The organism is Pseudovibrio ascidiaceicola (assembly GCF_900114245.1).
Lineage (GTDB): Bacteria > Pseudomonadota > Alphaproteobacteria > Rhizobiales > Stappiaceae > Pseudovibrio > Pseudovibrio ascidiaceicola.
Genome location: NZ_FOSK01000001.1, coordinates 454,508 through 480,220 on the forward strand (window position 1 = coordinate 454,508; position 25,713 = coordinate 480,220).

23 protein-coding genes and 1 tRNA gene are annotated in these 25,713 nt (G+C 52.3%); 9 read left to right on the plus strand and 15 right to left on the minus strand.

Features of this window, described 5'->3' with window-relative positions:
* Positions 1-21 precede the first annotated feature (21 nt).
* The 5 genes from BM231_RS02190 to BM231_RS02210 are packed head-to-tail and all read left to right on the plus strand — an operon-like array spanning position 22 to position 4,825.
* Positions 22-999, plus strand: coding sequence for an ABC transporter permease (locus tag BM231_RS02190; RefSeq protein WP_093516398.1), 978 nt, complete (start codon positions 22-24; stop codon positions 997-999).
* Between the two features lie 10 nt (positions 1,000-1,009).
* Positions 1,010-1,930, plus strand: coding sequence for an ABC transporter permease (locus BM231_RS02195; RefSeq protein ID WP_063300345.1), 921 nt, complete (start codon positions 1,010-1,012; stop codon positions 1,928-1,930).
* Positions 1,931-1,938: 8 nt separating this feature from the next.
* Entirely contained in the window at positions 1,939-2,925 is a 987-nt protein-coding gene (locus tag BM231_RS02200; protein WP_093516400.1) for an ABC transporter ATP-binding protein, read from the plus strand.
* On the plus strand, positions 2,922-3,926 hold the full coding sequence (locus tag BM231_RS02205) for an ABC transporter ATP-binding protein (RefSeq protein WP_093516402.1): 1,005 nt from the start codon (positions 2,922-2,924) through the stop codon (positions 3,924-3,926). The genes BM231_RS02200 and BM231_RS02205 overlap by 4 nt, the downstream gene beginning before the upstream one ends.
* A 29-nt stretch (positions 3,927-3,955) precedes the next feature.
* Positions 3,956-4,825: an N-formylglutamate amidohydrolase gene (locus BM231_RS02210; RefSeq protein WP_208860000.1), complete on the plus strand. Its 870-nt coding sequence runs from the start codon at positions 3,956-3,958 to the stop codon at positions 4,823-4,825.
* Between the two features lie 117 nt (positions 4,826-4,942).
* Here the strand turns inward: BM231_RS02210 and BM231_RS02215 are convergent.
* From BM231_RS02215 to BM231_RS02235, 5 genes are all read right to left on the minus strand, one after another.
* Positions 4,943-5,019, minus strand: a tRNA-Arg gene (locus BM231_RS02215).
* A 113-nt stretch (positions 5,020-5,132) separates the two neighbouring features.
* Positions 5,133-6,305, minus strand: coding sequence for a DUF1513 domain-containing protein (locus BM231_RS02220; RefSeq protein WP_208860001.1), 1,173 nt, complete (start codon positions 6,303-6,305; stop codon positions 5,133-5,135).
* Positions 6,286-7,383 carry an imelysin family protein gene (locus BM231_RS02225; protein WP_093516404.1) on the minus strand — a complete coding sequence of 366 codons (1,098 nt, stop codon included), beginning with the start codon at positions 7,381-7,383 and terminating at the stop codon, positions 6,286-6,288. Before BM231_RS02225 ends, BM231_RS02220 begins: the two co-directional genes overlap by 20 nt.
* Positions 7,383-8,927 (minus strand): di-heme oxidoreductase family protein, encoded by a 1,545-nt coding sequence (locus BM231_RS02230; RefSeq protein WP_093516406.1) that lies wholly within the window; start codon positions 8,925-8,927, stop codon positions 7,383-7,385. Before BM231_RS02230 ends, BM231_RS02225 begins: the two co-directional genes overlap by 1 nt.
* Before the next feature lie 129 nt (positions 8,928-9,056).
* Positions 9,057-10,325: an imelysin family protein gene (locus tag BM231_RS02235; RefSeq protein WP_093516408.1), complete on the minus strand. Its 1,269-nt coding sequence runs from the start codon at positions 10,323-10,325 to the stop codon at positions 9,057-9,059.
* 434 nt (positions 10,326-10,759) lie between these two features.
* Between BM231_RS02235 and BM231_RS02240 the strand changes: the two genes are divergently transcribed.
* Positions 10,760-12,610, plus strand: a complete 1,851-nt coding sequence (locus BM231_RS02240; protein WP_093516410.1) for a glycerophosphodiester phosphodiesterase — start codon at positions 10,760-10,762, stop codon at positions 12,608-12,610.
* Between the two features lie 25 nt (positions 12,611-12,635).
* Positions 12,636-13,034: a hypothetical protein gene (locus tag BM231_RS02245; RefSeq protein WP_093516412.1), complete on the plus strand. Its 399-nt coding sequence runs from the start codon at positions 12,636-12,638 to the stop codon at positions 13,032-13,034.
* A 39-nt stretch (positions 13,035-13,073) separates the two neighbouring features.
* Here BM231_RS02245 and BM231_RS27445 read toward each other — a convergent pair whose 3' ends face one another.
* The 10 genes from BM231_RS27445 to mutM form a co-directional block, all read right to left on the minus strand.
* A complete protein-coding gene (locus BM231_RS27445; protein ID WP_280142317.1) occupies positions 13,074-13,205 on the minus strand; it encodes a hypothetical protein in 132 nt (43 codons plus the stop codon).
* A 146-nt stretch (positions 13,206-13,351) separates the two neighbouring features.
* A complete protein-coding gene (locus BM231_RS02255; protein ID WP_093516414.1) occupies positions 13,352-14,209 on the minus strand; it encodes a carbohydrate ABC transporter permease in 858 nt (285 codons plus the stop codon).
* A complete protein-coding gene (locus BM231_RS02260) occupies positions 14,206-15,084 on the minus strand; it encodes a carbohydrate ABC transporter permease (RefSeq protein WP_093516416.1) in 879 nt (292 codons plus the stop codon). Before BM231_RS02260 ends, BM231_RS02255 begins: the two co-directional genes overlap by 4 nt.
* Positions 15,085-15,161: 77 nt before the next feature.
* On the minus strand, positions 15,162-16,451 hold the full coding sequence (locus BM231_RS02265; RefSeq protein WP_063309085.1) for an ABC transporter substrate-binding protein: 1,290 nt from the start codon (positions 16,449-16,451) through the stop codon (positions 15,162-15,164).
* Positions 16,452-16,512: 61 nt separating this feature from the next.
* Positions 16,513-17,604 carry an ABC transporter ATP-binding protein gene (locus tag BM231_RS02270; RefSeq protein ID WP_093516418.1) on the minus strand — a complete coding sequence of 364 codons (1,092 nt, stop codon included), beginning with the start codon at positions 17,602-17,604 and terminating at the stop codon, positions 16,513-16,515.
* Positions 17,601-18,383, minus strand: a complete 783-nt coding sequence (locus tag BM231_RS02275; RefSeq protein WP_063309087.1) for a DeoR/GlpR family DNA-binding transcription regulator — start codon at positions 18,381-18,383, stop codon at positions 17,601-17,603. Before BM231_RS02275 ends, BM231_RS02270 begins: the two co-directional genes overlap by 4 nt.
* A gap of 201 nt (positions 18,384-18,584) precedes the next feature.
* Positions 18,585-19,229 (minus strand): GntR family transcriptional regulator, encoded by a 645-nt coding sequence (locus BM231_RS02280; RefSeq protein ID WP_057463095.1) that lies wholly within the window; start codon positions 19,227-19,229, stop codon positions 18,585-18,587.
* Between the two features lie 163 nt (positions 19,230-19,392).
* On the minus strand, positions 19,393-20,820 hold the full coding sequence (gene gndA, locus BM231_RS02285) for an NADP-dependent phosphogluconate dehydrogenase (protein ID WP_063309088.1): 1,428 nt from the start codon (positions 20,818-20,820) through the stop codon (positions 19,393-19,395).
* A gap of 201 nt (positions 20,821-21,021) precedes the next feature.
* Positions 21,022-21,966, minus strand: a complete 945-nt coding sequence (locus tag BM231_RS02290) for an L-lactate dehydrogenase (protein WP_057463093.1) — start codon at positions 21,964-21,966, stop codon at positions 21,022-21,024.
* A gap of 122 nt (positions 21,967-22,088) precedes the next feature.
* Positions 22,089-22,991 carry a bifunctional DNA-formamidopyrimidine glycosylase/DNA-(apurinic or apyrimidinic site) lyase gene (mutM, locus tag BM231_RS02295; RefSeq protein ID WP_093516420.1) on the minus strand — a complete coding sequence of 301 codons (903 nt, stop codon included), beginning with the start codon at positions 22,989-22,991 and terminating at the stop codon, positions 22,089-22,091.
* A gap of 108 nt (positions 22,992-23,099) precedes the next feature.
* Between mutM and ubiE the strand changes: the two genes are divergently transcribed.
* Positions 23,100-23,903, plus strand: coding sequence for a bifunctional demethylmenaquinone methyltransferase/2-methoxy-6-polyprenyl-1,4-benzoquinol methylase UbiE (gene ubiE / locus BM231_RS02300; RefSeq protein WP_063309091.1), 804 nt, complete (start codon positions 23,100-23,102; stop codon positions 23,901-23,903).
* Positions 23,904-23,909: 6 nt separating this feature from the next.
* Complete coding sequence (gene ubiB / locus BM231_RS02305) at positions 23,910-25,493, plus strand: 2-polyprenylphenol 6-hydroxylase (protein WP_093516422.1); 1,584 nt, start codon at positions 23,910-23,912, stop codon at positions 25,491-25,493.
* The last annotated feature ends 220 nt before the right edge of the window (positions 25,494-25,713 follow it).

Here is a 25,713-nt window from a genome sequence, read left to right on the forward strand (position 1 = left end):
ACCTGCGAAAGATTTAAAGACATGTCTGTCTTCGTTCTCAGGCGCCTGATGCAAAGTGGCATAGTCATGATTGCTATGTCCGTCATTGTGTTCTTTGGCGTGAATGTGGTGGGGGACCCCATCGATATGCTGGTCGCACCGGATGCGGATCAGGCCGAGATTGAGCGCGTCATCCGCGACTTCGGCCTCGATAAGCCTGTGTGGCAGCAATACACGGTCTTTGTCAGCAACGCCTTTAAAGGAGATTTGGGCACCTCCTTTATCTTTGGTGAGTCAGCGCTCAAGCTCATTGTAGAGCGTATGCCTGCCACGCTGGAGCTCGCCTTCATGGCGCTCCTCATGGCCATAATCATCGGAATTCCGCTCGGCCTCTATGCAGGGCTGCGTCCCAACGCCATTTCCTCACGCCTCATCATGAGCGGCTCAATTCTGGGCTTTTCGCTGCCCACATTCTGGGTTGGCATCATGATGATCATGCTTTTCGCTGTAATGCTCGATTGGGTGCCCGCCACAGGGCGTGGAGATACCATCTCGGTACTTGGCATGCAGGTCTCATTCCTCACCGCAGATGGTTTCTCTCACATCGTTCTCCCGGCACTTAATCTTGCACTCCTGAAAATCTCGCTGGTGATCCGCCTGACACGGGCAGGGGTGCGGGAAGTGATGCATATGGATTTCATCAAATTCGCCCGCGCCAAAGGTCTCTCTGCCAACCGTATTGTTATGGTGCACCTGTTCAAGAACATCATGATCCCCGTGGTTACAGTCCTCGGCTTGGAATTTGGCTCTCTCATTGCTTTTTCGGTAGTTACAGAAACCATCTTTGCTTGGCCCGGCATGGGCAAGCTGCTCATCGATGCCATTCAGCAGCTAGATCGCCCGATCATCGTGGCCTATCTGATGATCATCGTGGTGCTCTTCGTCGTCATCAACCTCATTGTTGACATCCTCTACTCCATTTTGGACCCGCGAGTGCGGCTTCAGGATGCGGCGAACTAAGGGGCATCTCATGACCATAGAAACAAGCCTCAAACCACCACGAAAGCAGCTCTTTTCTGGCGATACTCCCATGAGCCGCTTCCTCTCGGAGTTTGTTGAGAGCAAAGTTGCCGTCGTCGCTGCGCTCCTGCTGTTTACGATCATTATGGCAGCACTGTTCGCCCCATGGATCACCCCGCAAAACCCTTATGACCTAGCCCAAGTCAGCGTGCTGGATGCACGCATGGAGCCGGGAGAGCAAAGCTTTGACGGGTACACCTTCTGGCTCGGCACAGATGGGGCAGGGCGTGACCTCTTCTCTGCAATCCTCTACGGCTTGCGCATTTCGCTCTCTGTTGGTGTCACCAGCGGCATCATCGCACTCATCATCGGCATGTCCGTCGGTCTGATCGCAGCTTATGTGGGAGGCCGTACAGAAACCTTCATCATGCGTATCGTAGACCTGCAGCTTTCCTTCCCAGCCTCTCTGGTCGCTTTGATGTTGCTGGCATTGATGGGCAAAGGCGTCGACAAAATCATCCTCGCTCTCGTTGTCGCGCAATGGGCCTATTACGCCCGAACTGTGAGGGGAACAGCCCTTGTTGAACGTGGGAAGGAGTACGTGGAAGCCGTCACTTGCCTTGGCCTCAGTCATGCCCGCGTGCTCTTCCTGCACATCATGCCAAATTGCCTGCCGCCACTCATTGTGGTTGGAACGGTTCAGACCGCCCATGCCATTGCGCTGGAAGCAACCCTGTCGTTCCTCGGTGTTGGTCTGCCACAGACAGAACCATCTCTCGGCCTGCTCATTGCCAATGGCTTTGAGTACGTGATCAGCGGCAAATACTGGATCTCAATCTTCCCCGGCATAGCCCTGCTTGTCACCGTGGTTGCCATCAATCTGGTGGGCGATCAGCTGCGTGATGTCCTCAACCCGCGCCTGAGGAAGTGAGGACAAAAATGAACACGCCAAACACACTCACAGTCAAAAACCTCAAAACCCACTTCTTCACCAAGGCAGGTGTTGTCAAAGCCGTTGATGATGTCAGCTTCTCCGTCAAACCCGGCGAAATACTTGGTCTCGTTGGCGAAAGTGGCTCTGGCAAAACCGTGACGGGTTTCTCGCTCATCGGTCTGGTGGATGAGCCGGGCAGGGTAGTCGGCGGCTCAATCCTCCTCAATGGGGATGATCTTGCCAGAAAAAACGAAAAACAGTGGCGCGAGCTGCGGGGCAAGAAGATCGCAATGATCTTTCAGGACCCCATGATGACCCTCAATCCCGTCCTGCGCATCGACACGCAAATGATTGAAGCCATTCAGGCCCACGAGAAAATCTCCAAACAAGCAGCCAGAGAACGCTGCCGCGAAGCGCTGGTGCGCGTCGGCATCGCTTCACCGGATGAACGCCTAACATCCTACCCACACCAGTTTTCCGGCGGAATGCGCCAACGCGTGGCCATCGCCATCGCATTGCTGCATGAGCCGGACCTCATCATCGCTGATGAACCAACAACAGCGCTCGACGTCACCATTCAGGCACAGATCCTCTACGAGGTCCGCAAGCTGTGTTCCGAGACCGGCATGTCCCTCATCTGGGTCACGCATGATCTGGCCGTCATCAGCGGTTTGGCAGATAGGATCGCCGTTATGTACGCTGGGCGGATTGTAGAGCAAGGCAGCATTGATGAGGTGCTGGACGCACCGCTGCACCCCTACACCAAGGGCCTCATTGAATCTGTCCCAAGCCGAAACAAACGCGGCGCTAAACTCTACCAGATCCCCGGCATGACACCCTCTTTGCTCAACCTGCCCGCTGGTTGCGCCTTTTCCAGTCGTTGCTCGGCAAAACAGAGTGATTGTCTGGTCGCCACGCCAGAGATCACGCAGTTAGGAGAGGAAAGGCAAGTCCGTTGCTTCCATCCTGTAAAGCAGGAGGAAATGGCATGACGCTTCTGGAAACTCCGGTCATCGAGCTGCAAGGCGTCTCCAAGCGCTTCACCAAAAAGCTGGACCTTGCTGAGAAAACACTTCGTTTCTTCGGTTCCAGTCTTAAGGAGCAGGTGGTTCACGCGGTCGATGATGTCTCGCTCAGCATTGCACCGGGCGAAGTGGTTGGTCTTGTTGGCGAAAGCGGCTGCGGAAAATCTACGCTGGGCCGCGTCGTGGCAGGCATCCATGAGGCCAGCAACGGCACCGTTCAGTTCCATGGAGACAACGTCAAACAGCTCTCCGGTGCGGATGCCAAAAATGCCCAACTGAAGGTGCAGATGATCTTTCAGGACCCTATGTCCTCCCTCAATCCACGCAAACGGGTGAGTGATATCATCGGCGAAGCGCCCCATGTCCATGGCCTAGTTTCAAAGGCAGACCTCTCAGACTACGTGGACCAGATGCTTCTCCGCGTCGGCTTGGATCCGGATTTCAAAACCCGTTATCCGCACCAATTCTCCGGCGGACAGCGCCAACGTATCGGCATCGCCCGCGCTTTGGCAGTTAACCCGGAATTCCTTGTCTGCGATGAGTCCATTGCAGCGCTTGATGTGTCCATTCAGGCGCAAGTCATCAACCTTTTCATGGACTTGCGGGCACAACTCGGCCTCACCTATCTGTTCATCAGTCATGACCTTGGCGTGGTGGAGCACCTCTCGGACCGTGTGGTGATCATGTATCTGGGCCGCGTGGTTGAGGTTGCGAAAACTGATGAGCTATTTGCCAGACCAAACCACCCCTACACACAAGCCCTGCTGCGTGAAGTCCCGCGTATTGATGCCCGCAAGCAGGTGTATGAGCCGATCAAAGGTGAGATCCCATCACCACTGGCCCCGCCAAGCGGATGTCATTTTCATCCGCGCTGTCCATTTGCCACCAAACGGTGCGCAGAGCAGCAGCCAACCCTGAGGGAAATTGCTCCCGGTCATGTCTCTGCCTGTCACCTCAATGATGCCTAGTTAAACCAAAAACATTTGAGAGAAACACATTGCCCCAATCCATCGAAAACGTGCTGAACATCCATCGACCCGCAGAGCTGACCAACCCGTTGGTGGTGGACTCTCCTCATTCAGGAGAGATCTACCCGGCGGACTTCCACCCTTGTGTACCCGCCAGCCGCTACAAATGTGCAGAGGACAGATACGTCCACGAACTCTTTGAAAAGGCAGCTGAAACTGGCGGTGTCTACCTCGAGGCGCTCTTTCCTCGCATCTACATCGACCCAAACCGCCGCGCAGACAACATTGACCCGGCCACTATCAAAGGCTGGATACGAGCAGCGAAGCCCGATTTCCGCAGTGACCTCGGCAAAGGCCTCATCTGGACAGAAGCCCCACCCACCAGCGGTCCGCTTTATGATCGTGAACTGAGCGCTGCGGAGATCGAAAACCGCATAGATGCTTATTACACACCCTACTACGACGCACTCACGGGCTTGATGGAACAAGCCTACGCGCGTTTCGGTGTGGCCTATCACCTGGATTGCCACAGCATGCAGGCGGTCTCCACCGTCATGCACGAAACTGGAGCTGGCGAGAAGCGGCCAGATATCACCCTGAGCGATCGGGATGGCACCACATGCGACCGCGACTACATCTACACCGCTTGGGAGATCCTCACGAGCCTTGGCTATGAGGTGAAGATCAATGATCCCTACAAAGGCGCGGAACTGGTCATCCACACAGGCCGTCCCGCCCAGAACTGGCACTCAATCCAGATCGAAGTCAGCCGCGGCCTCTACATGAGTGAAGTGACACTCGAAAAATACCCAAATTTCATCACTCTCCAACAAGACCTGGGAACCTTCCTGAATCGCCTCTCCGAGTTCACAAAACAAAAAATCCAGCAGCCCGCATAGGCCCTGGACCACACCTCTCGAATGAACTGAAAAAGACTTGGGTGGTCAGGAGAATAGAGGCCGTCCGACAACGGCTTACTTAGAACTCAGTTGCATGAAATCGAAGGAGGAAATAAATGGTGCACCCGATAGGATTCGAACCTATGGCCTCTGCCTTCGGAGGGCAGCGCTCTATCCAACTGAGCTACGGGTGCCTGTGTCGGGCGTAGGTGCCCTTGAGGTGTTGTAGTCTTTACCCGATCCTAGGCCGCGCTGCAATGCGCCAATTACAACAACCCTCGAAAATGTGGAAAGGCACAGGAAGAGCCTAGCCCTCCCGCAAGATACCCAGTGGCGTCAGGTGGTTATCCCAGCTGACGCCAGCGCTCTGGCTGATAATTTGAGCCACACCATCCTCGGTTCCGCCAAAGCTGATTGCGCCGTTTCCGTCAGTAATCGCAAAGCTTTCCTCGTCCAGCGGAGCCACACCGCAGCCATCTGCAACCTGGTGGAACCCGATGAAGGACCGCTGCGCCACATCCCAGTACAGGATTTTGCCGCCACGCGGACAGGAGGCTGCAATCACGTCGCCGGATCGGTTCATCTCCACGCTGCCAACATAGTTCTGCAGGCCCTTTGTGAGCTCCAGAGGCATCTCCAGCGCAGTGGCGGCCTTATCAAGCCCCAGATGTACCATCAGGGGAGGCGTTGCATCCTTCGCGCCCTGAAACTGCCCGCCAACCCACACATCGCCATTGCCGTCAAAGCTCATGTGGCGCAGGGAAAGCTGATGCAAATCAGAGCCAAGTGCCTGTTTGGCAATCAGATCACCCGTTGCTGTGTCAATGAAAGCCACATTGGGCTTCATTGTGTCCAGATTCAGCTTCTCGCGTCCCATGTCAGGATGGGTTTCAATCCCACCATTGGCGACAACAAGCTGCGAGCCATCGGGAGACATCAGCAAATCATGCGGACCAACGCCATAGCTCTCGAACTCGCCAATCCGTTTTGGCTGGTCACCGGAAACATCATAAACGCCGATAACACCGCGCACATTTGCAAAGTCATTTTCCGGCGCATAGGCGAGGCGGCCATCAGGTGAGAAAACACCATGGCCATAGAAGTGGCGATCTTCTGGAGATGTGAAAACAAGCGACTCTCGTGCACCTGTCAGGTCTGCAAGCACCGCAAAGGTCTCGGGCCGCCGTGCAAACGAAAGCAGGCGCATTGAGTTGCGATCAAAGGAAATTGCATGCCCGCGATCCGGCAACGGTGCCTGATACAGCACTTCGCCATCTTCGCTAAACACCGCAAGAGCATAACTGCCCGTTGGTGTGCGCAAAGCACTGGCAAACAGCTGCAGGTCTTCCGCCTCAGCAAAAGGCAGGCCATTGGCAAAAGCCAGAGAACTGCTGGCACTTAAGGCAACACCAGAGGCTGCAAGACCCGTCAGAAACTGCCGTCTGCTGAGAGCAAGCGGCTTAGTCGCCATCAAGCGCATTAAAGCCTCCTGCAAGGCCAACATAGCCAGCAAGGTCTTCAGCCATCACAACTTTGATGCCATCGATAATGGTGATGAGATAACGCAGCTGCTCACGAACCTCTGGCTCTTTGCCAGTGTCCTGAAGTGGTTTTGGCAAGTTAGTGAGCACACGCTGTGCATTTGAGAACTCAAAGTTCAGCGAGCTTTCCACCCAGTCCTGTTCGTCTTCCAGCACCTTTGCATAGCCCCCCGCATTCAAAGCACCCTGCAAACCTGCAAGGCTGGCTGAAAGGTAGGTAACAGCATTGCCGCTGCGGGCAAATGGAGCCTTCTTAGGGTTGGCCTTCTTCTCGGTCTTACCAAGCACAACAAGCAGATATTGGTCTTTGTCGACAATCAGACCCGTAGTGATGGCATTGAACACCATCTCCGCAGCTTCTTTGTGGGTGTGCACCACACCGACATCTTTGGTTGGCTCCAGAAGCACCTTGGAAAAGCCATCAGGATCAGCCCATTCGGCTTCAAGCTCCAATCCGGCACCAACCAGATTGATGCTGATGCTCTCGGCATAATCGCAGAGGTAAACAGCGTCTTTGCCGGAACCAAGCGTCAAAGTGCCATCACTGGCGTAAGAGATGCGCTCAAGAGCAGTCAGCCCCTGCAAGGCAACGCTTTTGACAGAAAGGGAAGCTGGATCGCGAACAGTGGGATCCTGCTTGGCAACCACCTTGGTGATCTGGCGACGCACCACACCACGACTGTCCGGCAAAAAGGCAAGGCGCTGAGCAAGGTTGTCCTGCGCCATCGGCCCATAACGTAAAAAGTCAACGCCAGCGATTGCGGCAACGGATTTGCTGAAAGCCTCGTTAAAGGCAGTGGTGCTTTCAGTCGTGGAACTGGTGCACAAATCACCAGTTCGCTTCTCAAGATCGGTCAGCGCGCTGACAAGCTGTTTGGTCGCCGGGCGAATATACTGCTCTACGCTGGAGCGCGGGAACTGAGCATAGTCAGTGGTATCTGCCGCAAAGGAGGGCGCGGAGAAAGCCATAGTCGAAGCAACGGCCAGACTGAAAGTGACAGCACGCTTAAACGGCATCAAAGAGACTCCAGGAACCGGATCAGATTAGCGCGATCCTTAGCAGGCATTTCAACTACACGGGCTTTGGCAGCTTCCGCTTCTCCACCGTGCCAAAGCACTGCTTCCAGCAAACCGCGTGCACGCCCATCGTGCAGGAAGAACCTGTGATTATTGACAGTTTCAGTCAATCCAATACCCCAAAGCGGAGGCGTTTTCCATTCATTTCCGCTGGCAGAACCTGTCGGGCGACCATCAGACAAGCCTTCGCCCATATCGTGCAACAGCAGGTCTGTATAAGGCCAGATCAGCTGGAACTGATGCTCAGGATTTTCAGCTGTGCGGCTGGTGACATATTTAGGCGTATGGCAGCTTGCGCAACCTGTCTCGTAAAATACCTTTTTCCCAGCAAGCACTTGGGCATCATTCGCATTGCGGCGCGCCGGCACGGCAAGGTTTTGAGAATAGAACACCACAAGGTCCAGAACCGGATCTGGAGCCTCTGAAACACCAAGATGCTCCTGCTCACCATGCGCCTGTTCAAAGCACGCAGTCTGGGCTTCGGTGCAGTCGCCATAATTGCGCAGGTCATATGGTGTCGAAATGCCGATATCGCCTGCAAATGCGCCGGCAGATTGAGATTGCACGGTCGCGTTCAGAGCTTTCCAGCCAAAGCGGCCAACCTGCTTAGTGTCAGGGTCAGCAGGGTTTATCCAGCTCACACGGCCAGAGATGCCATCACTGTCAGCGTCATCCGGGTCTGCCTGCGAGGTGATGTCAGTTGCTGCAATTGCTTCCAGCAGGCCAAGGCCAATCATTGGCGGCGCAACACGAGCAGAAATCAGCGCATGCTCAGACATCGGTCCGTAAGCTAGATTTTCAATCGTGTAGGAAGGTTTGCGTAAAGAGGCGGTCTCACCTTCAGAAAGATCAATCTTGATCTCTTCATAAGTGATCTTCATCTCGCCTTCGCCAGGTACACCCGGCACGCCAAAGTTCTGCAACTGGCCGCCATAGGTCGGCTCGGGAAGAAGAGGAACTTCACCGCTCTCAATCAGAGCCCGCTCTTCCGGTGTGGAAGGGGCAACTGAGAGGCGCATGAAGATGGAGACTGGGCGTTCGTCATCAACCGGCGGGCGACCACGCCCAGCTTTCGGGTGACAGCTTTCGCAGGCGCGGGCATTAAACAACGGACCAAGACCGTCGGAGGCGCGCGTAGAACTCGGGGTCGACACCCAGAACTTTTGGAACAGGCTCTCACCCAGACGGAAGTCCTGATGCTGCTCGAAAGGGAGGTTGGCACTTGGGTAGGTAAAGACAGCGCGGTTGAGAGGCTTCCGGGTCGTTGTTTTCCCCGCTTGCATCAACTCAAAATTTTCAGCTTTGGAAAAATCAGTCGGCGCCTTCAAAACCCGGCTGACTTTCGCTTTATCCCCGTCACTGAGGTCGGTTCGCTGGTTCACATCAACAGCAGAAGCGGCGGGAATGAGGAAGCTGGTAAAGGCGGCGGTAGTGGCTATCACTCCTGCACGACGGCGAAGTGTGGCTGGAACCATTCCTGGCATAACGGGTGCCTGTATTTACATAGGCCTTCGCAAAAACGCTAAAACACGCAAATGAACGCACATAACAACGCAAACAAAAGGCGAGGGGGATAAGTCCCGCATGAGGCGTCTCATGCGGGACTGGATATCTTATTCGAATACTGCAGAAGGGTTATCGAGGCTGTCGGAGCCTTCGAATGCAATATTTTCCAGCTTCAACACCTGAACAGCACGCTGAATGGAAGATGTCTGGTCAACCAGGCTATCGATAGCAGCCTGTACCACTGCATTACCCTCTGTGTTTCCTTCGCCAATCATCTGGTCGTAGGATTCAGTGGTTTCAGCGCGGGTTTTCATGGCTGTGAAAGTGCCGAGGGAAGCGTTCAGCTTGCCTTCCAACTCAGTTGAAACAGCGGAATCTGCCTTTGCGAGCAGGTCTTTAAGAGAAGCGCCTTCAACAACAGAACCATCAACGCGGGTGTATTTACCCTGGAATACGTTGTTGATGCCAACCACGTCGTTGTAGTGGGACATGTGGGTGTTGTCAGAGAAGCAGTCATGCTCTTCTTCAGGATCGTTCAGCATCAGGCCGAGCTTCATGCGCTCACCAGCCAGCTCACCGTAAGACAGGGAACCCATGCCGGTCAGGATGGTTGCAATGCCTGCAGCTTCGCCTTTGTCAGCCAGCTCTTTACGTGCTGCGCCGTCGGCTTTCCATGCTGCGACCATCTCTTCCAGATCGGTGATAAGTAGCTTTGTTGCAGCCTGAAGGTACTCTGCACGGCGCTCACAATTGCCACCGGTGCAATTTGCAGCGTCGAAGTCAGAAGCAGGACGGTTGCCAGCACCTTTCCCCGTTCCGTTCAAATCTTGTCCCCACAGCAGGAATTCAATTGCGTGGTAACCGGTCGCAACGTTTGCTTCCACTTCACCAGCTTCCTGAAGCTGTTCAGCAAGCAGCGCAGGTGTAATTTCGGTTGCGTCGATTTCTTCGCCAGCAACGGTCAATTTAGTGTTTGCAATGATGTTCGCTGCGTAAAATGGGTTCTCTTCGGACTCATTGCCGTAAGCACCATCAACGTAGTCGATCAGACCTTCGTCAAGCGGCCAAGCGTTGACCTTGCCTTCCCAGTCATCAACGATCGCGTTACCAAAGCGGTAAACTTCTGTCTGCTGGTATGGGTTACGAGCTGCAATCCATGCGCGGCGTGCGGCCTTCAGGTTGTCTTCAGTTGGCTCTGCGACAAGCGTGTCCACTGCACCCTGAAGGGTCTTCGCAGTTGTCAGAGAGTCTTCGAACGCTGCCTGGGCAATATCGCCGTAGGTTGCAAGAACGTCAGAAGGAGTTGCAGCGACAGCAACAGTAGAAAGGCTGCCGAGTGCTACAGTGCCGAGCAAAGCGCCACGGATAAAGCTCATTGTAATCCCCTTAAATGTGCAGTGAATTCGCCTCGCGCTGCGAGTGGAAAATCCAGGCTGCACGAATTCAGTTTGCAAATGTTGTCACGCCCTAAAGCATGAGAAAACTGCGGCTATTTCATATTCCTGACTATTGTTGTCAAGTTTAAAAACGAACACTTTCAGTAGTTTAGAGTTTTTCTAAATATGAGTTTCAGTTGCAACTTATTGTCATTAAAAGCTTTTCCGTACTTTTGCAGTTGCAAATCATTCGCATAAATAAATGGGATAATATCGGGAAAATGCACGAATCCCCTGCTCAGCTGTTACCGTTTGTTTGGCATATCTTGACTTCACAGCACCTATGCGCTCTTACGGAACCTTCTTCAGGTACATTGCAAGAAATTGGCATCAATCCGCCAGTCTGTCTGCGCCAACAAAGATAAGAACAGGGTATGGCAGCTCGATTAAACACGCTTGCTCAACTGATAATTCGTGGCTGGAAAGCAAACGCGTTTCGTTTGCTGCTGGTTCACTACGCCTTTGTTTTTCTCGGTGCAGTTGCAATCACACCTATTGTCGCCGGTATTGGCAACTTCGTTATTGGCCTTTCCGGCAATGCGGTGCTGGCCGATTATGAGATCGCGTCCTTCTTCCTGTCGCCAATCGGGTTACTGGGCGCCTTCTTCTTTGTCGTCGTCTTCATCGCTATGGCACTGCTTGAGCAGGTTGCTCTGCTCGCGGTGCTGGACAGGCAAGAGAATGCCTTCCCTGCCGCACGGAATGCCCTGTTCTCAACGCTCAGCATGTTTCCCCGCCTTAGTATGTTTACATGGCGGTTGACACAGCGGTTAGTGATGGCAATGATCCCGGGTCTTGTCATTATCGCACTGAGTATACTGATCTTTTTGCAAGAGCATGACTTCAGTTACTACCTCCAGTTTCAACCCGTTGAGTTCTGGATGGCTGCCTTCTTCATTGGAATTGGGGTGGCGCTGGTAATCGTTATGCCCCTCTATGCAATCCTCGTCTGGGGCCTGTCTTTGCCGCTTGTGGTGCTGAGAGATCATCCTGTTGGCTCCGCCTTTTCGCGAGCCCGGTTCCTCTCTCGTGGCCTCCGTCCTGTCTTTGCAGGTGCAGTCTCGCTTTGGTTGCTTCTGGATATCCTTATCCATGCTTTCTTCCTGATCTCGCTGGAGTTGATCGGCTCCTACGCCATTTCTTTTGGCGAGAGTTCCCCAGAGACATTGGCGGCGATCCTCGGCAGCCTCGTTGTGCTTCTGTTGGTGGGCAATACGCTGATCAGCGGCGTGATGTCTGGCACTATGGCGTTGCTTTTCAAGGCAGCTTTGTTCATGGCCGATGGCAAAGGACACACCTTTTCCGAGGTGCCACATACACCAAAGCTGGAAAGCAAATGGACCAATCCTCTGACGCCTCTGAGGCTCGCTGCCCTGATAGGGGTGGTAGGCACCATCGTGGTGCTGACAGGGACATACTGGGTCTCAGCCGATTTGCCTCAGAAAGATGTCCTGATCATCGCCCACCGTGGTGCCTCCTCACACGCGCCGGAAAACACCATCGCAGCGCTGGAGCGCGCGATTGAGGACAAAGCCGACTGGATTGAGGTTGATGTTCAGGAAGCTGCAGACGGCTCCGTGGTCATCGCCCACGACAGCGACTTCATGCGGCTGATCAGCAAGCCAGCCAACGTTTGGGACCTGACACTGGAGGAAATCCAGTCTCTCGATGTGGGCGGTTGGTTTGGGATGGAGTTCCAGGGTGAGCGCGTCCCAACGCTTCGTGAGGCGCTTGAGATTGTGAAGGGAAAAGCAGTTCTCCTCATCGAGCTTAAATATTATCCCCGCAGCCGGAATGAGCACCTCGAAAACGAGGTCGCCCGCATCATCACGCAGGCTGAAATGGAAAACGACATAGCAATCATGTCGTTAGAGCGATCAGCCCTCACAAGAATGCGAAAGTTAGAGCCAAATTGGAACATCGGCCTTCTTACCGCCACATCTATCGGTAATTTCTCCGAACTCAAAGGAAACTTCGTAGCAGTCTCCTCCGCCTCCGCCTCTTTGAACTTCATAAGAAGAACACAAGAGACCGGTAAGCAGGTTTTCGTCTGGACGGTTAACAATCCGTCTACCATGTTGCGCTACATCTCCATGGGCGTAGATGGAATTATCACGGATGATCCTGCACTGGCGCGTAACACCCTGGAAGAATATAAAGAAATGAACCAGTTCGAGCGGTTATTACTTCATACTTCTGTCCTGTATAATCTGAGCTTGAACTGACACTTAGACCGTAAGAATCTAGTATATGCCGTATCTTCTAGTAGTGTTTATGGGCGCGTTGCTGACTGCCCTCTCGATGACCAATTCTGCGACTTCCAAGCCGCCAGTATTGCTGCTGGGAGACCGCGACACTGTCAATGCGATCGTTGCCGAGGTTAATCTCCCCGACGACCGCCGCGGCCTCGTGCATGTCATTTTGGAAGATGCTCGCGTCAAAGCAGAGCGCCTAGATAGCCCAATTCTGCCGATTTCTGCCAGTGCTGAACCTCTCGTAGAGCTTCCTGCTGACAAGTTTACACTTGAGCAACTGGATGTCGAAACGCGCAGTGAGCTCGTTGAAGTTCTCGATGAAGATCAAATGTCCGAGTTACATCGCGCAATAGAAGTGGTTTTGGCGAGTACTGAAACCGTTAGCGTAGATTAATCTGAAATACTACGCTATCTACCTGAAGTAACAGGTCTATTACCCATCGTCTTCGTTATCGTCGGGAATAGCAAGATCCACCGCTCCTCCTACGACACTTGTTCCAACCTTTGCAGTTGTTGTTACTGCAGTGGTAGCAACAGAGACCGCAGCCCCCCCGACTGAAACCACGGCACACCCCGAAATTCCGAGTAATACTGCAAAGATACTGGCTGTTATCGCGGTAAGTTTCATTCATTCCCCTCAAAAGACTGTCGTGAACCTCTTCGATGATCACCTATTTCATTTAAATTTGAGGGGTAAGAATTACGATTTCCCTACTTAATCCCTGCGCGCATGAAGCTCTGCACAAATTGTCTCTGAAACAGTAGGAAAGCGATCAGCAATGGACCTGATGTCATAAGTGTTGCTGCGTTGATAACGCTCCATTCCACACCACCATCAACCGCAGCAAAGATAGAGAGCCCAACCGTAACAGGGCGCGTCTCTACCGAGTTGGTGATGATCAAAGGCCAGAGGAAATTGTTCCAGTGGTGGCTGACCGAAACAAGCCCGTAAGCGAGGTAGGTCGGAATTGCCAGCGGCACGTAAACCTTCCAGAGCACGAGTAGCGGACCAGCACCTTCTACCCGCGCAGCCTCGTCCAGCTCACGTGGAATGGTCTTAAATGTCTGGCGTAGCAAGAAGATCCCAAATCCAGACGCCATATAGGGGAGGCCAATCGCTACGATTGTGTCTATCAAGCCAAGATTTCGGATCATCTTGTAGTTCTCGACAATCAGAATATCCGGCATCACAAGCAGCTGTAAAAGTACCAGAGTGAACAGGATGCTCGAGCCGGGGAACTCAAAGCGTGCAAAGGCATAAGCCGCCAGTGTGCCCAAGACGAACTGTGCAATCAGAATGATCGTCACCAGCATGGTCGTGTTCAGGAAGTATTGAGCAAACGGAGCTGCTGACCATGCTTTAGTGAAGTTCTCCAGTGTAAGCGGGGCAAGCAGTTCAAAGTTTGCCTCGTAAGCTGCAGGATGAAACGCCGTCCAGATCGCGTAAAGCAACGGCAATGCCCAGAGAATAGCGAGTGTCCATGCCCCGAAGGTGTTGAGAGCACGATCAAAATCGAACTGACGTGGACGGGCTGTTTCAACAGTGTTGGAAAGAGATAAGTCGCTCATCTGTAATGCACCCGACGATCCATGAAGAAGAATTGGCCGATCGCGATGATAGAGAGAATAGCCAGCATCACGACAGTCAGCGTGGCAGCGTAAGAGGTTTGCCAGTACTTGAAGGCAACCTCGTAAATATAAAAGAGCAGCAAAGATGAAGCGTTATCTGGCCCTCCACCTGTCATGGTGAAGATGTGATCCACCAGGCGGAAAGAATTGATAACAGCGTTGATAGATACGAACAAAGTTGTTGGCATGAGCAGCGGCCAGGTGATTTTCCAGAAGAAGGTCCAGCGGCTCGCCCCTTCAATATCGGCGGCTTCTTTGTAAGAGGGAGGGATAGCTTGTAAGGCAGCCAAGTAGAAGATCATGAAGAACCCGGCTTCTTTCCAGATAGTCACAACCATCATGCAGATCAGTACAGTTTCCTGCTGGCCAAGCCATGAGTTCTCGGGGAGGCCAAAAACACCCATGCGTATCTGGTCGATCAAACCAAAGCCCGGCGTATAAAAGAACAGCCAGATATTTGCGACCGCGATCAAAGGCAACACAGTAGGCGCAAAGAACGACATGCGCACAAGGCTGCGCCCTTTCAGCTTGTCATTCACCCAGATTGCCATCAGCAGAGAGATGCCGATGGAAGCTGGAATGGTTGCCATCGCATACCAAAGGTTATTGACCAGCACTTTCCAGAAGGTTGGGTCCGCCATTAGCTCTTCGTAGTTCCGCAGCCCAACGAACTTGGCAGGTCTGCGCCCACGAGGCGTGGAGAAGAAACTACTGATGATGGTGGTGATGGCCGGGAAGTGGGTGAACGCGAACAACATCACCATTGCTGGTGTCAGCAACAGCCACGCATAAATCCACTGCATACGTTTGGTCATCTGGTAACCTCTTGGAAAATGCTGGAGCGAAGCGCAGCAGAACTGCGCCTCGCTGAATCACGTGAAATCAGAGTGACTTAGCGGTATTCAGAGAGAATACGGTCTGCTTCTGCCTGAGCACTTTTTAGGGCTTCTTCCGGTGTTTTCTTGCCGGTGATTGCAGCATGCAGTGCATCGTTGAAGATACGGGTGACACGCTGGTTCTGGTATGTGGAGAGTTCTGCAACCGCGTGGTTCAGCTGCTCACGAGCAACCAAAGCAGGTGGGAAGTCAGCTGCATAAGCCTTCATCTCATCAGTTTCCCAAGCGGCTGGAGACGGCGCAACATAACCTGTTGCCATCGACCATTTAGCAGCCTGCTTTGGAGCGGTGATCCACTTCACGAAGTCAACGGAAGCTTTCTTCTGCTCATCACTGGAATCTTTAAAGATGTAGAAGTTACCGCCACCAGTAGGTGCGCCGCGACGTTTGTTTGCTGGCAACATAGCAACGCCGAAATCGAACGGTGCGTTATTGCGTACGTTGGTTAGGTTGCCAGTTGAGGTCCACATCATAGCGGTGTTGCCTTCGAAGAATGCCTTCGGAGTTGCACCCCATTCGATGATACCAGGAGCCATAACGCCATGCTTGCCAGAAAGGTCGACAAGGTACTGCAGAGCTTCAACAACCTTTGGGTCGTCAAAGTTGGTCTTGTTGCCATCAGCGTTTGCCAGAATAGCGTCGTTTTCGGTGGTCAGTCCCTGGAACAGCCAGTAAGGGAAACCAGAGGAAGGAATACGCACACCCCACTGGGTCACGTTGCCGGAAGCGTCTTTCTTGATCAGCTTCTGGCCCATGGAAACCATCTCTTCCCATGTTGCAGGCGCTTTTTCCGGATCCAGACCCGCCGCTTTAAAGGCTTCCTTGTTCCAGTAGAGAACCGGAGTAGAGCGTTGGAATGGAATACCGTAAGTCTTTCCGCCAGTCTGCGAGTTCTCCATGAAGGCAGGGTAGAAGCTATTCAGCCACTTCTTGTCTTCATCTGAGTTAGCAACATCATCAAACGCAATGATCACGTCTTCATCAATGAGAGTGAACATGTCGACTGACAGGATCACGGAGAGCTGTGGAGGATTGCCGCCACGAGCGGCGGTCAGAGCTTTAGAAACAGTATCCTGATAAGAACCCGCATAAACAGCATTGATATTCACATCAGGATGAGCAGCCGCATACTCTGCTGTCAGCTCTTCAATTGTTGTTGCGGCTGTACCGCCAACAGCCACAGGAAAATAGAATTGCAGATCAACCGCATGAGCGCTGATCGCAGTACCAAGGGATAGAGCAGCGGCAGAAGCTGCCAGACCTAAAGACTTGAAAATGGATTTCATAGGTTTATATCCTCAAATTGCCCTAGTAATTGGGGCACTCCAATGCGCTGATGCGCGTTTTTCAAGCCGGCTCGAATTGCACCTCGACCGGCTTGAATTCTTCCCGGCGTTTGCCGGTATCTCGCTGAAAACTTGCAGGAATTTCTTCATCCCAGGTCAGGCCAATGTTTTGCCCCGGGCTTAAGTCAGTGCTGCCTTTCACGCGAACGAGCAACTTTTCACCACCGACAGAGCAGTTAGCCAACGTATCTGCACCCATGTATTCAAGGCTCAATACTTGGGCGGGGACACCGTTTTCACCAGTTAATCTGATGTCCTCTGGACGCAGGCCTAATAGGCATCCCTCAGGCGCATCAGGCAGCAAAGGCTGAGCAGTGGTTGGGGTAACAGCACGAACTCTGTCCAGCTCCACGATGTTCATCGGAGGCACGCCAATGAAACGCGCTGTAAACACACTGGCAGGGCGCTCATAGATGACTTTCGGCGTCGCAACCTGCTCAACCTCACCTTTGTTCATCAACACCACCTGATCGGCCATTGTGATCGCTTCTGTCTGGTCGTGAGTGACATAAACCATCGTCAGGCCAAGTTGCTGCTGCAGTGCTCTCAGCTCAACGCGCATTTCTTGCCGAAGCTTTGCATCAAGGTTGGAGAGCGGTTCATCCATCAGGCAAACAGGCTTTTGAGAAACGATGGCACGTCCAAGAGCAACCCGTTGCTGTTGTCCGCCAGAAAGCTGCGACGGCTTTCGGTCCAGCAACTGAGAAATACCGAGAAGATCGGCTGCAGTCTTCAACCGCTCATCCCGCTCCGCTCTTCCTACTTTGCGCACCTTCAGGCCAAATAAAATGTTCTCCGCTACAGAGATATGCGGAAAGAGTGCGTAGTTCTGGAACACCATGGAGATGTCGCGCTGGGCGGGGGAATGATAAGTTACATCCCGCCCGCCTATTGTGATTTGCCCGGAAGTTGCCTCTTCCAACCCGGCAATCAAGCGCAACGTCGTGGATTTGCCGCATCCACTGGGCCCCAGCAAAACCGTAAAACTTCCACCATCCACGGACAGGTTGACATTGTTGACTGCCGTTGAATCTCCCCAGGACTTGGTCAGATTTGAAAGTTCTAGGCGAGCTGGATGGTTCAGGTTGCTCATAGAGTAGGCTCCTGTTTGCAGATCACGAGCTCTGCAGATGACTTCTCAATTATTGAAAGGATTGAAGCTGGCGGGGTTTCTTCGCAAAAAATCTTTGTGACGTCAGTCAGGAAGCCAGCACGCACATGGGCGAGGCGGCCAAACTTAGAATGGTCTAGAACAAGAAAGGATTGACGGCAGTTTGCCAAGATCGCCTGACGAGCTGCAGCTTCGTCCTCGTTGAAGTCTAGAAGGGTGCCATCACTGTCCACGCCAGCAACGCCAAAGATGCCGACGTCGAACTTATAGTTTCTGAAGAAACCTTCCGCGCTTGAACCAAGAACGTCCAGATCGCCATGGCGCAATCGACCTCCGGCAATCGTAACTTCGCTGGAAGTGTTCCGCAGCGCTGCAATAGCTACGTTCATGTTGTTGGTGAAGATCTTCAATCCCTCGTGGGTATCAAGAGCTTCTGCAACAATTTCAGGCGTTGTACCGATGGAAAAAGCAAGTGTTGCGCCATCGTCGATGTACTCAGCGACGGAGTACCCAATTGCGTTCTTTGCCTCAAGATTAAGGATCTTTCGGGCCTTGTAGGTGATGTTGCCCCGGTTCGCCGGAACCTCCACACCACCATGAACCCGCCTCAAAAGCCCCAGTTCGCTCAAGCGATTTATGTCTCGGCGGATCGTTTGGGTGGTAACCGCAAACTGCTCCGACAACGAGTCCACGCTCGCGAAACCATTGGAACGCACGAGAGAGATAATCTCTGATTGTCTTGTACTGAGCGCTGTTTCCATCACAAAAGTCTGCTTCAATCTGCAAATATGCTGTTCATATGAACGTCTACTATGTTCATATGAAACTTATGTGATATCTCAGACTAATAAAAGCGAAGCTTGTTTTGATTGGTTTTCTAGGTACTTATACCGACTCATATATGCAAAAAAGCGCGTCCTATTAGCAGAACGCGCTCCAAATCACCCAAATTTAGACAAGACTCAGGTGAGCTGAGTGAAGAATTTTAAGCGAGCCTTATGGGCTTCTGCGATGTGGTGGCGTGCAGCTTTATCAGCACGGTCACAATCCCGCTTGGAAATTGCATCCACAATCTCTGCATGCTCTTCAATCGCCAGACGACGACGATCATCATCGGTCAGGGTTGTGCCTGCCAGCAGCAGCAAAGATAGACGCATATGGTCAATTTGCTCAACCAGATAGCGGTTGTGGGATGCGAGATAGAAGCGGCGATGGAACTCGCGGTTGGTCTTGATCAAGCGCTCTGCATCCGCAAGGTTCTGCATGTCGGATTCGACCATTTCCTGCAGAATCTCGATTTCAGCACTTGAGGCATGCTGCGCAGCCAGTCGACCCGCAGTCCCTTCCAGCACTTCACGTAGGTAGTACAGTTCGCTGATCTGGTTGTGGTCCAGACTAGGAATGACCATGCCGCGGTTTGGTTCATGAACGGCAAGTCCTTGCGCTTCAAGGCGCTTCAGGCCTTCCCGGATAGGTGTACGACTGACGCCGAATTTCTCTGCCAGTTCTGCTTCACGCAAGCGACTGCCGGGTTTCAGTTCACGGCTCTCAATCGCTTTAATGAGACGGCGGTAAATCTCAGCTCCGTTGGGTGAATTGGCAGTCACATCTTATTCCCGGGATTAGTAAAGGCTCAGTTTGTAGCTTCTACATGCCAGCCTTCTTAAGGACGGGCAGGGCCACATAGGGGTCCTGCCAGTTTCTGCATCAAATTTCAATCAGGCATAGCACAGCCTAGTTAATAACTAGCATGCCTAAGTTGTATCTAGCTTACGCGCCACCAGCAGGCCAAGGGCCGTGGAAGCCAGAGCCTTCTTTGTCCGTACGTTCAAAGCCGTGCTGACCGAAGAAGTCACGCTGACCTTGAATCACGTAGGCAGCAGTTCGCTTCTGACGGATCATGTCAAACGAACCAAGTGCTGCTGAAAGAGCAGGTGTTGGTACGCCATTGGTGATGCTCAGGCTCAGCATATCGCGCAGACCAGGAACAGCATCTTTCATACGTTCAGCAATAGCAGGAGCCAGGTAGAGAGATTTCAGGTCAGGATTTTGGTCATATGCCTGCGCAATCTCATCGAGGAAGCGTGAGCGGATAATACAGCCCTGACGCCAGATGCGGGCAATGTCACCCATTGGCAGATCCCAGCCGTTTTCCTTGCCGCCAGCAGCCAGCACAGCAAAGCCTTCAGCATAAGCCGCAATTTTACCGGCAATCAGTGCGCGCTCACAGGCGTCGATGCCTTCCTGCTTGATTTCCCAAGTTAGAACTGCATCAGACTGCGGGTAAAGCTCCGCAACTTCCTGACGGAGTGCACGACTTGCAGACATACAGCGAGCTGCAACAGCTGCATCAATACCAGTTGCCGGAACGCCTAGCATATGGGCTTCAACAGCGGACCAGCGACCTGTGCCTTTTTGGCCAGCAGTATCCAGAATAACATCCAGAATTGGCTTGCCGCTCTCTTCATCAATCACACCCATGACGTTTGCGGTGATCTCAATGAGGTAAGACGCCAGCGGGCCTTCATTCCACTTGGAGAAGATCTCCGCTTGTTCCTGAATGCTAATGCGAAGTGTCTCGGTTAGCACCTCGTGAACTTCAGCGATCATCTGCATGTCGGCATACTCAATGCCGTTGTGCAAGGTCTTCACAAAGTGGCCAGCACCTTCAGGACCCATCAAAGCAACGCAAGGTTCGTCATTGTGCTTTGCTGAGATTGCTTTCAGGATAGGCTCGATACGCGCATAAGCGGCTTCAGAAGCACCAACCATGATGGATGGACCGAAGCGAGCGCCTTCCGCACCACCAGAAACGCCCATGCCAACAAAGGTGAATGGCGTGTCAGCCAGTTCTTTGTAGCGGCGATTACTGTCGTGGAAGTCGCTATTGCCTGCGTCAATCAGAATGTCACCGTCTTTCAGGTGGTCTTTCAGAACAGAAATCTGCTGATCAACTGGCTCGCCTGCCGGAACCATCAAAATGATAGGACGAGGGGCTTTGATGTTCGCTACCAGCTCTTCTGTGCTGTAGCACGGAATAAACATGTCTTTGAGGTGTCCAGCCTTCTCCATGAAAGCTTGGGTTCCCTCTGCAGTACGGTTGAATACCGCTACTTTATAGCCATTGTCTGCGATATTAAGAGCCAGATTGGCTCCCATGACGCCTAGTCCAACAAGGCCGATATCCGCCTGTGTCATCAATACTCTCCGCGCTGCAAGTGGTGCACAGACGCGCGCAACAAACCTAATCCAATAGCTAACTTGGCGATTGTATGCGCTTGTGCATCAGAAACTAGGTCTGTGGCATAGGTGAAAAACAGGTTTTTGCCAAGGTGAGAATAAGAAAATTCCGCAAAAGCCTAATAAAACTGCCGAAATAAAGCTTTTGCAGGATCTTCACTATTTCAGGTGCTTGGAAAGCACTTCTTTTGCCGCCGTTTCCAACGCCACCGCGGACGCTTGCAGCTGGCTACGTTCCAACTCATCCAGACTTGGGAGGAGCGTAGCTTCAATACCGTCAGCACCCAGCACTCGCGGCACTGAAAGGGCTGTGTCTCTCACGCCGACGATCTCTTCATTGACGATGGAAAGGCTGATGACGGCGTGTTCATTTGTCACGATAGCCTTCACGATACGGGAGAGCCCTGCGCCAATGCCGTAGTTGGTTGCCCCCTTGCCTTCAATGATCGAATAGGCAGCGTAACGAACACCATGGTCGATACGATCACGAACATCTTGGGTGATTGGCTTGTTGATCTGCTCTGCAAAGGTAAACAACGGCGTATTACCAGCTTTGGCGCCAGACCAGACAAGCACTTCACTGTCGCCGTGCTCACCAAGCACGTCTGCATGTACCGACGTTGGCGTAATGCCCAGATGTTTACCCAATAAGGTACGAAAACGCGCAGTGTCCAGAATTGTACCGGAGCCGATAACACGATTACGAGGCAGGCCAGAAATCTCCGTCGCAACCTGGGTCATGATATCAACCGGATTGGTTGCGATGATCAGGATCGCATTCGGCGCATATTTCAGCACCTCAGGAATGACTTTTGCAAACACGCCAGCATTGCGCGCCAACAGCTCAATGCGGGTTTCACCAGGTTGCTGGTTAACACCAGCCGCAATCACGACAACGGCAGCGTCTTTCAAGTCACTGTAATCGCCGCCAATAACACTCATCGGGCGTGCAAATGGGGTTGCGTGAAGAATATCTTCTGCTTGAGCAATAGCGAGTTTCGGATTGTAATCGACGAGTACAATTTCGTTGCCCACACCGTTCATGGCCATGGCGTAGGCTGCAGTACTTCCAACAGCGCCAACACCAACTACACCGATTTTCATAGGGCTATCCTTTTCTCGCCGTCTGCAGGGCATCCCGCCGGCTTTTTAATATTATGCCTGTTTCCTAGACAGTTGCTCTGGGGAATGCAATTCCCTCAAGCGTGACATATCAGCTCTCATTCTTACTTCTGGCATTTAGGGCAAAAGAACGTTGAACGCCCATTCTGAACCTTCCGTTCAATGACGCCATCACACTTCAGTGTCCGGCAAGCTTCTCCCTCGCGATCATAGACAGAAAAATTGTGCTGGAAATATCCGAGTGAGCCATCCGCTTGTCGGTGATCTTTCAAGGAAGATCCGCCAGATTTTATCGCTTCCTGCAAGACTTCACGAATGTGATTGGAAAGCTCATCGGCCTTTTTGAGTGGCTTACCAGATTTGCCTGCAAGCGTGGATGCACTGTTGAAGGGACTTAACCCCGTTCTCCAGAGTGCTTCACACACATAAATGTTACCCAATCCTGCAATGAACTTCTGATTGAGCAAAGCTGCCTTGAGAGAGGTCTTTCGGTTCTCAAACAGCTTGGCGAGGTAGGCTCCATCCAGTTCATTGCCGAGTGGTTCGATCCCCATATCGACAAACATCGGATGTGTTGCCAGCTCACTGCGTGGAATGAGCACCATAAATCCAAAGCGTCGCGGATCATTGTAAATGATCTTTACGATCGTTTCCTGATCAGCTGGCCGAACATGGAAGATGACATGATCATGCTGAGGGTGCTTACCTTTTGCATGATACATTTCAACGGTTTGCGTTGGCTCCTGATCATCAGTCTCGATCCAGCGGAAGGAGCCCGACATGCCGAGGTGCATCACCAGAACATCACCGCTGTCCAGATCAAGTAGCAGATATTTTGCGCGGCGACTGAAGGAAACAACTCTGCGATTTTCCAGGCGATCTACGAAATCATCACCAAAAGGAAAACGAAGATCAGGTCGGCGTTGTTCAACTCTGCAAATTGTTGCATTGTCAAAAAAAGGAGCTAGTCCGCGACGGACTGTTTCAACCTCCGGTAATTCAGGCATAAGATATCCGTTGGTACAGTGGTTTGCTGCTGGGCAAAGATTGCGTTCTAGAATAGCGCTTTGTAACAAGCTGTACTATGTTCGCCCGCGAAATGGAGTGATTTGATTATGGCGCGTGAGTTCTCAACCCCTGAGCAGGCATCCGTAACAGACCCGACTGAAATGGCAACTAGCTTCGGGTTTCGCACAGTTCGCGAAGGTGAAAAGCAGGATCTGGTGGATGATGTTTTCCACAAAGTGGCATCCCGCTATGATCTGATGAACGATCTTATGTCTGGCGGAATGCATCGTCTCTGGAAAGATGCGATGGTTTCCAGCATGAACCCACCAAAGAATGGCGCCCGTGAATGGCGACATCTGGATGTGGCTGGCGGTACTGGAGACATTGCAACCCGCGTTGTTGAGCGCTCCAATCGCACAATCAAATCCACCGTCTGTGACATCAACGGATCAATGCTGGGTGTCGGTAAAGATCGCGCAAGCGCAGCTGGGCTTTCTGAGAACATCGAGTTCATTCAGGGCAATGCAGAAGAGCTGCCTTTCCCGGATAAGCACTTCGATGCCTACACCATTGCATTCGGTATCCGTAACGTCCCGCAGATCGACAAAGCACTGAAAGAAGCTCACCGTGTGCTCAAACGCGGTGGCCGCTTCATGTGCCTTGAATTCTCACAGGTAGACGTGCCAGCACTTGATAAGGTCTATGACCTGTTCTCTTTCCACGCTATTCCAAAAATCGGACAGGCGGTGACAGGTGACGGAGACCCATACAGCTATCTCGTAGAATCTATCCGCAAGTTTCCAAATCAGGAACGTTTTGCGCAGATGATACGTGATGCAGGTTTTGAGCGTGTCACTTATCGAAATTACACCGGCGGTATCGCTGCACTTCACTCCGGCTGGAAAATCTAACCAGTTATGATCGCAAATATTGTGCCATTTATGCGTCTGGTTTTCGCGGGTTATGTTATGGCCCGCGAAGGTGTGTTCGGACTTGTCTCTCTGCCAGATCTTCCTCCCGGACCACGTTTGGCTATCGGTGCCGCACGTATGGTTGAGCGTCGCGGCATCGAAAAGAAAGATGCAGCAGCACGCCTGACAGACGCTCTGAACCGCCTTGGACCCTCCTACATCAAATTAGGACAGTTTCTTGCGACACGTCCGGATGTGGTTGGCAAGGAAGCCGCAAAGGAGCTGTCCGCACTTCAGGACAATGTTCCGCCATTTCTGACGCAGTATGCACGCAAAACAGTCGAAGAACAGCTGGGTAAAACAGTCGAGGATCACTTCGAAGAGTTTGGTGAGCCAGTTGCGGCAGCCTCGATTGCACAGGTGCACCCTGCCTACTTCCGAAACCGCGACGGCGAATTGGAAAAAGTAGCCGTTAAAGTCCTGCGCCCCGGTGTTGAGCGCGGGTTTAAGCGCGATCTGAAGAGCTTTTACCTCGCAGCACGTCTTGCAGAGCGCTTTAGTCCGGCAAGCCGTCGCCTTCGTCCAATCATGATGGTTGAGACCTATGAGCACGCTGTCATTTTAGAAATGGACCTGCGCATGGAAGCCGCAGCTCTTTCTGAAATGGGTGAAAACAGCAAGGATGACAAAGACTTTCGCGTACCTAGCGTAGATTGGCCACGCACTTCCCGTTCCGTGCTCACTATGGAATGGGTTGACGGTGTAAAGCTTTCTAATCTTGAAGGTATCGAGGAAGCAGGTCATGATTTGGCCGAGCTGGGCAACAAAGTAATCCAGACTTTCTTGCGCCATGCGGTACGAGACGGTTTTTTCCATGCGGACATGCATCAGGGCAATCTCTTCATTGAACCGGACGGAACTCTGGTGGCGGTCGATCTAGGGATTACAGGGCGTTTGGGGCTTTCTGAACGCCGCTTCCTGGCAGAAATTCTCTATGGCTTCATAACTCGCAATTACCTGCGAGTTGCCGAAGTTCATTTTGAAGCTGGGTATGTGCCTGCAGATCAGGACGTGAATATATTCGCGCAAGCAATTCGGGCGATTGGTGAGCCGATCCATGGGCATGATGCCAGTGAAATCTCAATGGCGCGTTTGCTGACACAGCTGTTTGAAGTGACTGAGATGTTCAATATGCACACTCAGCCTCAGTTGATTTTGCTACAGAAAAATATGGTTCTGGCAGAAGGTGTCGCCCGCTCGCTGAACCCCCATCTGGATATGTGGAACACGGCTGACCCTGTTGTAACCGGTTGGATCCAAAGAAACCTTGGCCCAATGGGGCGCATCACAGACCTTGCAACGGGTGTGACCGTTTTGGGGCGTCTGGCAAGTGATTTACCGATTATTGCTGATCGTGCGAGCAAGTTTTCTAATCAGCTGGAGTCGATGGCAAACAACGGTTTGAGATTCGATGAGGCAACGGCAGATGCGATTGGCAAGTCGGAAGCCAAGCATAGCCGGTCTGGACGTATCGCACTTTGGGTCATAGCAATCGCTCTTTCAGCAATTGCCTACGGCATCCATCTCTAAGACATTCTGAGTTGAAACTATGAAAAACGGGAGTTGTTACGCTCCCGTTTTTTATTGGTTAGCCGGCTATATCTGGAGAATCTAGAAATAATTGGATCATATTAAGTTACTGCATAAATTTATCTAAGATTTATATAGTCATTGCAATTGATGATATGAATTGTAGGCGGGTTGTTGCTCAATAAAACGTGCTAAAAGCAAGATAGCTTAAGAGAAGTAT